This is a genomic window from Ruegeria sp. AM5, assembly GCF_056540645.1.
In genome coordinates this window covers 1-13,000 of record NZ_JBQFXC010000020.1, presented here as the reverse complement: position 1 = coordinate 13,000, position 13,000 = coordinate 1, and the positions used below count along the sequence as shown (strand labels likewise).

The window sequence follows — 13,000 nt, the reverse complement described above, 5'->3', positions numbered from 1 at the left end:
CCTTGAACTGTCGTATTGCTAAATGCGAGAAGACAAAGGCGACTAACCCAGCGAAGGAGAAATAAGATTACTCTCGAGCGTGATACCCCAACCAATGCCCGAGATCTGGGTAAATTGCAGAACCGAAAGCTGCTGATCCAATCGGCTGCGGACGCCATTTATAGATACGGAATACGCGGAACAACTTCGGCAAGAATCCAAGAGTTGTCGGGATTATCGCTAGGGATGGTCAACCTACACTTTGGTTCCAAGGAAAAGCTGCTTCTTGCGGTGGCTGAGGAGTTGTCAGTCCGCTACGCGGAGCAGTGGAAGGCCATTGCAGTCCATCCAGAGTTAGACCCGGCAGACAAGCTAATCTCTATCATAAGGGCAGATTTCGACCCTTTGGTCCTTAATGCGCGGGACGTCGCGATCTGGTTTTCCTTTCGGGCTGAAGCGCACTCAAACCCTCACATATTTCCTTTTATCGACTCGCGAGACAAAGGTTTCCGCGCGGTGATCCTGGAGTTGTTGGAACAAATAAAGCGCGAAGGCGAGTACGAGGACGCAAGCGCCAAACTTGCAACAGACGCGTTGGTTGCTTTGTTGGAAGGGCTTTGGACCGACTACCATTTGCACTCAGATATTTTCAAACCCTCGGAGGCTTTGAAGATCTGCCTGTTTGTGCTGCAGTCGATGTTTCCTAAACACTTTAAGACGTCAGAGATTGACGAGAGGTGCTGTAGTACTGGTTAGGGTCGCCGTTGCAAACAGGATCAGGACAACGGCCAACAATTCTACCGAAGTTAACCGCCGGAAAATAATTGACACGCCGCGCTTCTCAGCCCTGAGAGCCGGAACAAGCCGCAGCTTGTTCAGCGCCGCTACGTCAAGAAGCATTCTGAAAACCATTTGTTTCATCATATCGAACTTTTTGGCTGTTCAGAACTCAGGCTGCCGACAACCGGTAAAGCTGCCGGCAGTCTTCAATCGTCAACTCGTCATGATTTTTGGGCTATGGCGATTATCAGCCAGACTTCGCCATGAAGTCCGCGAACGCTTCCTTATAGTCTGGATGCCATCGGCTAAGAGGTGGGCGATTTTCAATGATGTCTCCAGCGCTCCAAGCGATGCGTTTCTCATCAGTGTCGCGTGAAACGTCATTGTCGGGGCAGAGGATGTAGAAATCCCCGCGGTTCACGCTTTCGACAAAGAAGTCGACAGTCTGCTCAGCGGTCCAGGCAGATGCAGGCTTCTCGGGCGCGGAGATCATGCCGGTATAGACGAATCCAGGGATCAGTAGATGCGCGGTAATCTGATGACCTGGACCCGTTCTGAGCTCGTGGGACAGTGCCTCGGTAAAGGCTTTGAGAGCCGCCTTTGAGACATTGTAAGCCGGGTTACCTGGCGGGGTCGTGATGCCTTGTTTGGACCCTGTATTGATAATTGCGCCTGGTCTGCCACGGGCGATCATGTTTGGCGCGAAGACCTGGGTGCCGTGGATCGGACCCCACAGGTTTACACCCAGCATATTGTCCCAAGCCGCAGCGTCCCCAATGGTCGATGATTTGCCTCCGACACCGGCATTGTTCATCAGGATATCTGTCCCTCCGTAGCGGTCTGCCACCATCCGCTCCAACGCCTCTGACTGCGCACGATCACGGACATCTGTCTCAGACGTCATAACATCGGCCGCGCCAACGGCCGACACTATGTTTGCCGCGGCCGCCAGTTTCTCGGCGTCTCGATCAACAACAACAATGCGCATTCCCATTTGCGCGAACTTCACTGCGGCGGCGAGGCCAATGCCGGAAGCACCCCCGGTGATCACGGCCACAGAGTCTGAGGTAAATGCGGGGTGTGTCATCGGCCAAGCTCCTCCTAAGCCTGTCTTGGATCGAAAGGTCCGAAAAATCCAAACCTGCCTGATGGTATTAGGCAGCGTTGGCCACGTTAGTTTTCAGCTTCATCATACCTTCCATATCGTAGGCGGTGAATAGCACCTCGGTTGCCTTTTCCGTTTGCAAGCTTGTCGGAATGACAGGGTCTTCCATACCTCTCTTGTCCACTTCATTTCGGAATTTTTACTACCTAGGTGTGGTATGGGTTGAGTTTTGCCAATTTGAATGCACTTTTGATTGAGTTTGGTGCGTTCCAGTTGATCGAGCTAAGCTAAGTCAATCGAAAATTGAGCGCGTATGGTGAACCGTGCAAACTTATGGGCAAATCGTGCAAACTTATGCGCAATTGCTGTGCAAAATTATGGGCGACGACACCCAGATTTTCTGAATAAAATCAATGATAGGAATGAAGCGTTATGCGCGTCCCTACAGCGGGTGTAGGTTTGCGCATAACACTTCGCGCACCCCATAAGTTTGCGTAGTTCGCCCATAGTTTTGCGCTACGCGTTTGTCTGCATTAGCGACGAATTCAATCAGTTTATGGCTTAGTCGTCGCGGTTATGGCCCTTTGCATTGCTCAATCCCACAAAGGGCCTCCCTAAGGAACCTTGGATTCTCGCGAAGGTCTGCGATGCGCAGAAAGCAGACTCTACAAAGCTTTTTGAGCATAGGTCACCCAGATAGTAACATAATCAAATTGTTGATTTTGTCCTGAGTCTTTGACCTAATACTAGGCGGAACCAACGAGGGAAGAACAATGAAGAAAATTTTGATGCCCACTACTGTATTGTTGGGGGCTCTGACAGTTGCAGCATGTGAAGATACTGGCAGTTCGACTGTGTCATCAGAACTCACTCCTGCTCAACAGGCATGTCTGCGTGATGTCGCCAATACGACAAACAATTCGCAAGTCGTGGTGCTGTCGTCTGCGTTTAGCGAGGCGGGAACACAAGTAACCGTCGGCGTTGGCGAGGATCGTGCTCCTTGGAATTGCATTGCCTACAGTGATGGCGCGACAGCTGGTATCGAGTTCTTGGGCGACGAAGGCGCACTATGACCAGTCCGTTGCGTAGCTGAACACGGCTGCGCAGCACTGGCTTACTCTTCGGAAAGTTCGACTTGGTTTGTAGAATAACCACCATCGTATTCGCGATCTTTTACCTGCTGGCTTTGTTTGTGTTCTTGACGGGTACATTTGGCTGGTTTGAACAAGAAAGAGACCCTTTGTCTGGGGTGTTCCTTTTGCCGTTGGGATTGCCTTGGATACTTGTATCGGACTTGGTTTCAGAGCCAGTCAAACCGTGGTTCGCAGCGATTGCACCCGCACTCAACCTGTTGGCATTGGTCTTAATTTGCAGATGGGCACGCGGTTGGCGTCAGAAGTGAAGGCGGAGCTCTGTCTCACCAAAAGGGAGGAAAACATGGGAAAATTGATCTTGGGAATTGTGATCGGGCTCGTCCTGGGCGTGGTTGGGGCGATGACCTTGGGTGGCGGGGCCGCGGTGGGTGTCGGCGTTGCGACAGGCTTGTCCGCCGGTGTCTGCACCACATTGAAAGGAGCACAAGCCGAGAACCTGATCACCGCCGAGCAAGCGGATCAGATCCTCAATCGCGTTAATTCCGAGATGGCGTCACTGCAAGGAATTGAAGCGACGGGCGAGATCGTCGGTAGCGCACAGGCATGCGATGAGTTTCTGTCAAAGTTAAGAGAAGCGAAGTGAAATCCCCTGATCCTAGTTCAAAGAAGGGATTGATTTCTAAAAGAAAGGAACTTTTTGAATGCACTTTGACTTGGCACATGCAGTCGTCACCGTACTACTACTAGTGGCAACACTCTTTGTACTTCAAATGACAGGGATCATTAAAGAAGAGGAACGTCGCAAGTTTAACTGGAAAGTAGTTGTCGCGATGGCCGTTGTTGTCTTCCTGCTGAATTTAGTATGGCCGTACGGACCATGACCTGATGAGCAGCAGGACTCTGAAACCTACTGTTTGTTACCAATTTGCTCTATCCACTGTCGGCAAGCTGCGTTTGATGTGCACATTGGGCATGTTGACGATGATCGTTTTGAGCGGATCAGCATTCGCGCAAAGTGCGTTTGAGATTGTTCCTGGTCCCTGCGTTGTACCCGTCCCAGATGAAGCAGAAATTGCGTCGGATGTGTCTTGCGGCACGTTTTATGTTCCACGGGACCGCTCCTATCCTAACGATGACTTAATTGGCCTACCTTTCGTCCGTGTCTCCCAAAAAAGGGAAGCGGCAGATCCGCCAGTGTTTATGCTTTCAGGCGGACCCGGATCCTCGCTTTTGACTGAAGGGATTTACGCCGTCTTCTCAGACCCAATGCTCGGCCCGTTGGTCGCGACCCGAGATATCTTTATCCTAGAAGAGCGCGGTTCCAAACACAGTGTACCTTCTTTGGATTGCACACCCTTCCATCGTCTGCCGTGGCGTGCTGTTGTGGAAGACAAAACCAAATCAGATACAACCAATTGGCTTCGTGACGCTATTCAAACTTGCAAATCTGATGCTGAAGCTGACGGTATTGATTTGACCAAATTCAATAGCTTGCAAATGGCACAGGATTTAGACGCTGCTCGCGAAGCCTTCGGATACGAAAAAATCGCCGTCTATGGTGCGTCTTATGGAACTCTTCTGGCGCAACACTATGCTCGTATGTTCGGCCACAACCTTGAAGCTCTCATACTTGACGGCGCAGAAACACCGACGACCAAAAATTGGGCGGAAAACCGGGCGATTGGCGTAGATTTCTCGATTGGGCAACTCGCAACGCAGTGTTCCGTTGAGCCAAAATGCGCGGCAGAGTTCGATCTGCTTTCTCTGATTCAAGAGGGAATTGATCTCTTTCAAGAGGGCCCGATCCCAATAACCTATGCGAACCCGAAAGACGAGACAGAGACTTTAACCTTCAGCATCTCCAAGCAAAGTTTCGTTGAGTTTGTGTTTGAGCGGCAAAGCGGTCAGATCTCAGTTGGCAGTCTACCGGCCATACTGACACTCTTACTTGCCGATGGTCGGGCAAGCTTGTCGGAGGGGCTCGGCCCAATCATCGGACAAGCAGCGCTGGAAGCCAGGGACACACCTGCTGGCAGTCTTGCGTCGTTGATGCACTTCACAGTCGTCTGTTCTGAAGATCCGGTCAAATCTACCGAAGACGTCAAGACAACACCTGACACGAGTGAATATGCTTCGTTGTTTTCTGGGTTGGTGGGTGAACAGTACAAGACTGCCTGTGAAACTTTGGCGCTTCCAGAGCTTTCGCCTGATACAGATGAGCCGCTCAGAGCCGACGTTCCGACGCTGATACTGACAGGCCAATTGGATGCTAGAACACCAGCAATCCTTGCCGACAAGGTCGAGGAGTCTCTACCGAACGCGCAACAGTTTGTTTTTCCGTCTGGGACGCATGTCCAGATTGGGGAATTCAACCGTTGCGCGGCTTCACTTGTGGTCAAGTTTCTCGCCGACGTTTCAAACGTGGTTTCTGCGCCCTGCCTAAACGAACTTGAGCCAGTGAACTTCGTTTTACCAGATGGGTCTTTGTCGAGGGATTAGAAATTCGGGACACGGTGATCTTCATTTGGAAGCTAAGCAACAGAGAAAGGCAAATCTGAAGTCAGAAATATGCCCGCCACAACCTTGGGCCAAACGAAACTATAATGATCATTCAACAGGGGCCAACTGATGAAGCTCAAGATACTCAAACTCCTTACACCCGTCTTCGCAATCGCGGGTACAACTGCTTTTGCAATATCAGAAGCCGACGATGCGTGTATTGACCACTTGCGGCAGGTGGGAGGACCAGACGGTCAATCCGGTACGATAGAAAGCTCACAGTTCTCGGAAGCTGGTACGCTCGTTATGCTACGTGATGCAGGTGGAACACTTTGGCGCTGCATCGCGTACAAGGATGGAAGCATCGGCGAGATGTCGGTTGTCGAAGCGATGGATGATGGCGGTGGAGCAATGGCAGGCGCCGCCGGTTCTACCGGTAGCCAACGTGTCAAATTCGATGCTGGCTCCACCGGCGCCGAACTAGTTGGTGAACTCGCGCCCGGCGCCTCTCAGCAATATGTTCTCGGTGCGAAAAACGAACAGTTCCTCTACGTCCGCGTTGCTCCGCGAAATGGCTCCTTGGACTACGTTATTCGTAACCCCGATGGTTCTGAACTGTTGGGATTGATGTCGGCGGACAAGGAGTATCGAGGACAGCTTTGGCAATCTGGTGATCATGTTGTGGAGGTTATCAATCGCAGCAACTCTTCCGTCAGCTACAACGTAATTTTCGGAATTGAATAAGTGATCGACTAGAAACCCCAAAACGTATCCCCCAAAATGCTAGGAAAAACAGATGAAATCCAAAGTGCTATTGGTGATAGGCACAATGTGCATTTCTGCGCTTGCAGCATGCGATGGGAGCAGCGGTTCGGTAGATGCAAGTGCACCTACTGTGGGCAGCTCTAGCGATCTTTCTTCATTTGAAGGGGCAAGCGCGGGCCAAGCTGAAATGGGTATTCAAAGTCTCGGGTTTGAACTCATCCGAAGCGAAGGGCTGACCTCGTACTGGTTTAACAAAGAAAGCGGTGCCTGTGCTCGGATCACGACATCCGAGGGAAGGTACTCAGATGTAGCTATGCTGCCATCAGGTGACTGCTGACACATTTCCATCGATCCCAAATCTGAAAGAAGGAGCTCACACTTGCATTTCGACCTGGCACATGCGGCAGTCATCATTGCCGCTCTAGTTATCACAAACATGGCATTGAAATCGGCGGGGGTGATCAATGAAGAAAACAAACACCAATGGAACTGGAAAGTTGTTCTAGCCTACTTCGTGGTCGTCGTTATCATCAACCTGGTGTGGCCCATTTAAAGTTTCACAACGTTAAGTTAACCGCCCACTTGAAATGGTTATCGTGAACCAGCCCTTCCGAGAGTTTATCAGGACGGAAGAGTGTAACCATCAAGTGCTCAAGAATAGGAAGGAGCTGGCATGCGGTTTTTGATGTCCCTCATATTCATTGGTGTTCTCGCAACCGCTGCCAATTCTGACGTGACCAGTCGAAACGGCGGCCCAAGCAACAGTCAAATGCTCTCAAAGGGTGGTGACGGAGGCGTCGATGGCGTCGCTTTCTTTCGCCCGGTCTTAAGCGGAGTATTGTATCGCTCTGGTTTCAAGGGCGGCGACAAGGAGCGAACGGGCCTAAGTGAAGGTCAACGCGAAACTCTGTGCGGTGAAGGGTTTTCAACCGGGTTCTATGCCGACTTTGGTAAAAACACTGAATACGGTCGCACCAGTTGCGGAAACGGATCCTTTGACTATCAAAGCGCCAGATCCTCCCGACCCGGTGCTGTCATGGCGTCCATACACGAGGTGATTGAAAACCCAGGAAAGGGCCCTGTTCTGGTGCACTGTATGTGGGGGGTTCATTCCTCAGGTGCATTGTCGGCGATGGCGCTCGTTCAGTTTTGCGGTTGGACAGAAGAAAGGGCCAAGGAATATTGGAATGATGCCCGAAACGGGGCCCCATGTTCGGGCGGGTGCGACCAGTGGATCGACTCAAAATTCTCCAACTTCAGTGTCGACCCAAAGTTGAAAATCTCCACCGAACAACAGGCAGCGATTTGCCCTAAATGATACCGGGAGGACTATCCAAATGAAGTTCAATCTTCTGGGGTCACTTGCTCTCATTGCACCCACTGTCTTGTGGGCGAGCGACGATGTTCTAGGTGAAGCCACGACATTTGATAGTCCCAACGGCATTACTGAACGCTGTATTCGGATCGAAAAAGTTCCAACGGGCGAGTACAAGAACAGCGATCTTGAAGAAGAAACTGCCTATTGCGAGATCGATTTTTATGCCTCCGAAATTGCTATTTGCCCGAAAACCTGGAGCACCAGCCCAGGAATGGCCGTCTACGATATTTCGGAAGGACCTTACGTGGGGAACCGTTCTGAATTCGAGAGAAACGCCTGCAAAGAGGGGAAGGCAGCAAAAGATCTGGCCAAGGACAGGGTGGCTAAATTCAAGTCCACCATGAACCAAAAGGGCACCAGTGGAACGTTTTCAACCTCGTCGCTGCTTTACTATCATTTCTCCAGATATTTCGACGCGACTGTCAAAGTTCCAGTCGCCGTTTGGCGTAGCATGGACGCCCAGGCGCATTTTTCCGAGGTCGCAGAGCCTGGCCTTGCGATTTCTGGTGGATCTCACGGCGGGCGCATGAACCATGAAGGCTGGCGGGTCTTCGCAGCCGCAGATGCGGACCCGGACTCATACCAACCGACCGATGATCTATTCACCGCAGATCGAACGCAAATATATGGTGTTCTGCTTGACAGCCCTGGGCATCGATATGGCTCAGAAATCAACGGCACCCGCAAATCTGGTTGGGGAAAAGGACAAAACCGTGATTTTCAGGAAACCCCCGCTTTCTTGGCTTTGCGTTCTTCAAAACCATTGTCAGAGGCAATCGCAGAGGGCGTCAGAGAAGGACGAAAAGACCGGATGATCAACAAGGATCTCGGCCCCGATGTCAGCGACCAACAGATGGCATTTTGGATGCAAGAACTTACCGAGATTGTTCTCCTCGATTTCATCTTTAGCCAGCAGGACCGCGTAGGCAACATAGACTTCACACCATATTGGTATTGGGTCGAAGACGGAAAGCTGAAGCATAAGAAAGCGAAGCAACATCAGCCAAAGGATGGAGATGTTCCTGCCAACGCGCTTTTGATCCGTCGAAGCAATCTAAACGACAACGATGCTGGGGGGCGGGTCGAGTATGCCAACTTCGCGAAATCTACTCAAATGCTGGAGAAAACGCGCCACTTTTCTCCAAGCACGTACCGGCGCTTGGTTACATTGAATAGTGACCTGCAAACGCAAGGCCCGGTTTATGACTGGCTATCGCAAAGCTTTGGGTTGTCAGGCAGTCAGATTGCACAAGTTGTCAAAAACACTGCGCTGGCAACGTCCATCCTCCAGAGCAATTGTTCTAGTGGTGATTTGATGTTCGACTTGGATCCTGTCGCATTCTTTTTGAGAAACGACACCGAAGTGGAGGCCGTGAACTGTAGTGACCCGTAAGCTTTCTACGCTCTTTTCGGCAATCATTTGGACCGCTCTGGTCGCCTGCAAAGCGGCGGCATTGGATGTCATCGTCATATCGGATCTGAACGGAAGCTATGGTTCGGTAAGATACGATGCCCGCGTCGACAAAGCGATTGAGCGCATAATCGAGATTGATCCAGATCTGGTTATTTCGACCGGAGATATGGTTGCGGGACAGCGCATTCCCAACTTGTCCGATAAACAGGTCAGGGAGATGTGGAAGGCGTTTCACGAGGCCGTATCAGATCCTTTAGAGGCTGCCGGCATTCCATTTGCGGTCACGCCAGGAAACCATGATGCCTCTGCGTACCGTGGGTTCGAGCGTGAAAGAAAAATATACGCAGAGGAATGGACTCCGAGAAAACCAGACGTCGATTTCCTGGTTTCAGATGACTACCCGTTCTTTTATGCATTTGAGATGCAGGGCATAACGTTTGCTTCTTTGGATGCTACAACCCTAGGGCCGCTATCCGGTGACCAGCAGGACCGGCTAAAGGAACTGGGTTCAGACGGAGATTCGATTGTCACTTTCAGTCACCTCCCGCTTTGGCCGTTCGCAATCCAGCGCGAACGCGAAATCATTGGTGATCCAACACTTGAAAAAATCTATTTGGAAAGCGGTGTCGTTCTGCATCTGTCAGGCCACCATCATGCTTTCTATCCCGGTTGGAAAGACGGTGTAGCTTACGTCTCCCAAGCTTGTTTGGGAGGTGGCCCGCGACGGCTTATCGGCTCAAAAGCCAGATCACCTCACAGCTTCACTCATGTTACGTTCCAGCCAAACGGAGAGTTTGGGATAGCAGTATATCGAGGCCCTGATTTCGAAAGGTCGGTAAACTTCAAGTCGCTTCCGAAAGAGATCAGATCCCCGAACGCGGTGTTGAAACGTTTAGACCTTGTGAAATGACTAGAGGTTAAGTTTCAGCTCAACTTTTTCAGGGACCAGATCATTTATCATCTCTTCGATTCGGGCTTCTGAAAGCCCTCCCGAGGTGATGAAAAGCAATGAGACGCGAGACTTTCCGGGGACGTGGTGTTTTCTGACCAGCTTCCAGCCAGCGTCTGCGGCCATGGCTTCAATGTCTCCGCTGACTTTCAATGAGTGTTCTTCATCTGAAGCCTTGAGCGAAACTTCCACGCCCTTGTTTCGCCCTCCGAGCCAAATGAAGCACCAACACACAATCGCCACCAGTGTAGCCATCAGCGGTAAGCCCAAACCGACGGCAAGACCTAGAACCGTTACTATTATCATTTCGACTGTATCGACCGGATCATCCAGATTGGAGCGGAACCTGAGCAACGCACCGATGCCAAAAATAACGAAACCAATCATTGACCCGTGCTGGACTACCAGGAATCCCACAGCCATTCCAATTAGCGCGTAAAGGAAGAACAGTCTGGGCATAACCAGATCGCTGACACTTCTGCGTGCTTTACGTCGTACGGGATGATAAACAATCAAAGCGGTCAAAATGATCGTTACGATGACGTCTAGCGTGAAGAAGTAGAGCTCCTGCTTGCCGCGAAACTGGGTCCAGCCTCGTTCAATCACTATCTCTGACTCGGACGTTCCCGCAAGCATGGAAGCAGGATCGATCTGAGAATAGCTAACACTAGGTAACAGCACCGCCAAAAGGACCGATGCAATCGAAAATAGCTTACTCAACAGACTTTCCCTCCCGCTGAATCGTCGAATAGTCGCTCTGTAGTGAGTAACTTGGCTTAATCGCTCCACACCTCGCGATTAAGCCGCACTACCATAGATTAATTCAACCTTATGAATTTAGTTCCGGTAAAGCCTTGCGGGGTCAAACATCATACTTCCGCGAAATACTGTGTTAGGTTGGACAACATCGATTTTTGATCGAGTATGAACTAAGTCCAAACGAACGCAGATTTATCTCGAATGAACCAGCCAAATGATCGGCACAAACGAAGAGTAGCGAAGGTAATTTGCGCGAGCCTTGCTGTCGTCGCCACCACTTTGGCGTTAACGAGCCCAGTGAGCGCGCAGACTGATATGTTGGAACTCATTGAGTCTTACAAAGTGGCAGATAAATCAGAGGGCTTTTCTGAGCCATCTGGGTTATCGCTTTCCAGCGTTGATGGATTCTTGTGGGCAGTAAGCGATGAAGTATCGAAGCTGCACCTTCTAGGAGTAAATGGAGAACTAAAGAGTTCGTTCAAACTTCCAGAATATCTGGGCACAGATTTGGAAGGTGTCGCTGGAAGAAAGGATGGGTCTGTGTTGCTGTTACAAGAAACTGACCGATCTATCGTAACGGTCCAACCTACAGACCCAATCAAAGTCAATTCTACTCCAATTTCTTCGCTCAGGGGCTACGGCAAAGTTGCTGAAATGCTTGCTGAGAACCCTTTGAACAAGGGACCGGAAGGGATCACTGTAGATCAAGACTCTGGGCGAGTATTCGTAGTCATTGAGGGTCAACCAAGATTACTGCTCATCATTTCCCCGGGGATTGATGAGATTATTGGAGCAGTTCCTTTAACAGCTGAGGCTGGTTTCGTTTCATCTCGTGCCGACGATGACGAATTAGACATCAGCGGGATCGCCTGGTCCGACAAGACCAAGTCTTTATGGATACTCAGCGATGAAGGGCGCCGAATATTCGTTTTTGATCCTGAAGTTCTGACGGTCAAAACTATCGACTTAATTTTCTCCAAAAAGGACGAAGTAAAGGAAGTGAAGAACCCTGAGGGGATAGCTTTGGATGAAAGTGGGGGCGTTCTTTACATCTTGACCGATGATGGCAAAAAGTCACGCCTATACGCATTTGTTTTACCGCAAATCTGACAACCGTAAGAAACTCACACTGGCTTGTCGCATTCAATTGCAGAAAAACGAAATGGCCACCTCCTCCTGCATCTCGGGAGTTGCGAATTCCAGTATCGAATGTCCGGTTTGGGCTGCTACTCGACAGACGAATATCTGGCCAATCCGGGCTGGCCATATCCCGAGCCTGACAGAAGGAAAGGAAAAACTTCTTCGGTTGAGAACAGATGGGCCAAGTCCGGAGGCTTACGACATTGCAACTGGCAAAGATACGGTTGTTAGATAAGCAGCTCAGTGACTATAAACCTGGATCGACTATCCTTAACCCTTTGCTTACTCCTGAACCACCAAGTCTTCAAAACGCCTGGCTCCAGCTTCTGGTAATGTTGCGAAACGAATTCCATCAAGACCAATTTCATCTCGGAGCTTTGCCAGATGCTTCAGGTCATAACCAGAGTCTTGAGGTACGACTAAGAGCGCCTCTGGTACAAGTCTCCGAAGGAGCCAAAGATAGCCAAGTGTATTTATTGCGAACTGTCTTTCTACTCTTGTCCTGTGCGCGTTTATTTCGACCGCTACTTTGGGCTTCCCGTCAACTTCGATGACGTAGTCAGGATACAATGAACCCAGGCTTCTTCCGTCTTTTAGCTCGGCATTGTCGGACCCGAACATCTTGGGTCCGTATTGCCTGAGGAAAGAGAAAACAGATTGGTCAAAAATCTGCGCGCGTTGAGGAGAGGATAGTTTTGAAAGATTTGCATCCGAGTGTTTTTCTGCTCGCTCCTGTCGGAGCCGGTCGAACTCGGCTTTTAACTGCACTTGTCTCATTTGTCCGCCGAAGACTTGGGGCGCAAGTCTTTCAGCAGTGGTCGGATCCAGTTCTTCTATTTTCATTAAAAACATGACCAGGGTCATACCTAGCCAAGCTGGTCTCTCTTTTTCTACGTCAGGAAATCTCTTTTTTAGCCACTTGTATGCTTCGAGAGGGTTCCGCAGGGTATGAGCACGCTTCCCTCTTAGTTCCGCTACCGAATTCAGAACTTCTGAAGATGTGCGAAGGTCATATTTTATTGGGTTTTCGACCGCTTCTGCTAGGGCCTGAGCCTCCCCAACTGATCTGGTCCACCGTTATGTTTAGGGAACGGAGGACCACGAATGGCAAACAAGCGACCGAAGCCCGAAGAGATTG

Annotated in this window: 13 protein-coding genes; 10 read left to right on the top strand and 3 right to left on the bottom strand. The window is 50.4% G+C overall.

Annotation, left to right across the window (positions count from 1 at the left end):
• The first annotated feature begins 114 nt into the window (after positions 1-114).
• On the top strand, positions 115-735 hold the full coding sequence (locus tag ACR0AH_RS20645; RefSeq protein ID WP_480593565.1) for a TetR/AcrR family transcriptional regulator: 621 nt from the start codon (positions 115-117) through the stop codon (positions 733-735).
• A 271-nt stretch (positions 736-1,006) separates the two neighbouring features.
• Here the strand turns inward: ACR0AH_RS20645 and ACR0AH_RS20640 are convergent, their stop codons facing one another.
• Positions 1,007-1,846 (bottom strand): SDR family NAD(P)-dependent oxidoreductase, encoded by an 840-nt coding sequence (locus tag ACR0AH_RS20640; protein WP_480593563.1) that lies wholly within the window; start codon positions 1,844-1,846, stop codon positions 1,007-1,009.
• 806 nt (positions 1,847-2,652) lie between these two features.
• Here ACR0AH_RS20640 and ACR0AH_RS20635 point away from each other — a divergent pair.
• From ACR0AH_RS20635 to ACR0AH_RS20605, 7 genes are all read left to right on the top strand, one after another.
• On the top strand, positions 2,653-2,937 hold the full coding sequence (locus ACR0AH_RS20635; protein WP_480593562.1) for a hypothetical protein: 285 nt from the start codon (positions 2,653-2,655) through the stop codon (positions 2,935-2,937).
• 364 nt (positions 2,938-3,301) lie between these two features.
• Positions 3,302-3,601: a hypothetical protein gene (locus ACR0AH_RS20630; RefSeq protein WP_170657928.1), complete on the top strand. Its 300-nt coding sequence runs from the start codon at positions 3,302-3,304 to the stop codon at positions 3,599-3,601.
• Positions 3,602-3,930: 329 nt separating this feature from the next.
• A complete protein-coding gene (locus ACR0AH_RS20625) occupies positions 3,931-5,457 on the top strand; it encodes an alpha/beta fold hydrolase (protein ID WP_480593560.1) in 1,527 nt (508 codons plus the stop codon).
• A gap of 129 nt (positions 5,458-5,586) precedes the next feature.
• Entirely contained in the window at positions 5,587-6,201 is a 615-nt protein-coding gene (locus ACR0AH_RS20620) for a hypothetical protein (protein WP_480593559.1), read from the top strand.
• Positions 6,202-6,601: 400 nt separating this feature from the next.
• Positions 6,602-6,775 carry a hypothetical protein gene (locus ACR0AH_RS20615; RefSeq protein ID WP_170334800.1) on the top strand — a complete coding sequence of 58 codons (174 nt, stop codon included), beginning with the start codon at positions 6,602-6,604 and terminating at the stop codon, positions 6,773-6,775.
• A gap of 784 nt (positions 6,776-7,559) precedes the next feature.
• Entirely contained in the window at positions 7,560-8,993 is a 1,434-nt protein-coding gene (locus ACR0AH_RS20610; RefSeq protein ID WP_480593558.1) for a hypothetical protein, read from the top strand.
• A gap of 61 nt (positions 8,994-9,054) precedes the next feature.
• Positions 9,055-9,924 carry a metallophosphoesterase family protein gene (locus tag ACR0AH_RS20605; RefSeq protein WP_480593557.1) on the top strand — a complete coding sequence of 290 codons (870 nt, stop codon included), beginning with the start codon at positions 9,055-9,057 and terminating at the stop codon, positions 9,922-9,924.
• Here the strand turns inward: ACR0AH_RS20605 and ACR0AH_RS20600 are convergent, their stop codons facing one another.
• Complete coding sequence (locus ACR0AH_RS20600) at positions 9,925-10,683, bottom strand: DUF4956 domain-containing protein (protein WP_480593555.1); 759 nt, start codon at positions 10,681-10,683, stop codon at positions 9,925-9,927.
• A 354-nt stretch (positions 10,684-11,037) separates the two neighbouring features.
• On the opposite strand from ACR0AH_RS20600, the gene ACR0AH_RS20595 reads away from it, so the two are divergent.
• Together ACR0AH_RS20595 and ACR0AH_RS20590 are read left to right on the top strand one after the other, a co-directional pair.
• Entirely contained in the window at positions 11,038-11,832 is a 795-nt protein-coding gene (locus tag ACR0AH_RS20595; RefSeq protein ID WP_480593554.1) for an SdiA-regulated domain-containing protein, read from the top strand.
• Positions 11,783-12,097, top strand: a complete 315-nt coding sequence (locus tag ACR0AH_RS20590; RefSeq protein WP_480593552.1) for a DUF3291 domain-containing protein — start codon at positions 11,783-11,785, stop codon at positions 12,095-12,097. The genes ACR0AH_RS20595 and ACR0AH_RS20590 overlap by 50 nt, the downstream gene beginning before the upstream one ends.
• Positions 12,098-12,144: 47 nt before the next feature.
• Here the strand turns inward: ACR0AH_RS20590 and ACR0AH_RS20585 are convergent, their stop codons facing one another.
• Positions 12,145-12,726, bottom strand: a complete 582-nt coding sequence (locus tag ACR0AH_RS20585; RefSeq protein ID WP_480593550.1) for a hypothetical protein — start codon at positions 12,724-12,726, stop codon at positions 12,145-12,147.
• Positions 12,727-13,000 lie beyond the last annotated feature (274 nt).

Coding starts and splice junctions, on each gene's coding strand:
- ACR0AH_RS20630 (WP_170657928.1), top strand. CDS start 3,302: ATGGGAAAATTGATCTTGGGAATTGTGATCGGGCTCGTCCTGGGCGTG.
- ACR0AH_RS20585 (WP_480593550.1), bottom strand. CDS start 12,726: ATGACCCTGGTCATGTTTTTAATGAAAATAGAAGAACTGGATCCGACC.
- ACR0AH_RS20635 (WP_480593562.1), top strand. CDS start 2,653: ATGCCCACTACTGTATTGTTGGGGGCTCTGACAGTTGCAGCATGTGAA.
- ACR0AH_RS20595 (WP_480593554.1), top strand. CDS start 11,038: ATGTTGGAACTCATTGAGTCTTACAAAGTGGCAGATAAATCAGAGGGC.
- ACR0AH_RS20625 (WP_480593560.1), top strand. CDS start 3,931: ATGTTGACGATGATCGTTTTGAGCGGATCAGCATTCGCGCAAAGTGCG.
- ACR0AH_RS20590 (WP_480593552.1), top strand. CDS start 11,783: ATGATGGCAAAAAGTCACGCCTATACGCATTTGTTTTACCGCAAATCT.
- ACR0AH_RS20610 (WP_480593558.1), top strand. CDS start 7,560: ATGAAGTTCAATCTTCTGGGGTCACTTGCTCTCATTGCACCCACTGTC.
- ACR0AH_RS20620 (WP_480593559.1), top strand. CDS start 5,587: ATGAAGCTCAAGATACTCAAACTCCTTACACCCGTCTTCGCAATCGCG.
- ACR0AH_RS20640 (WP_480593563.1), bottom strand. CDS start 1,846: ATGACACACCCCGCATTTACCTCAGACTCTGTGGCCGTGATCACCGGG.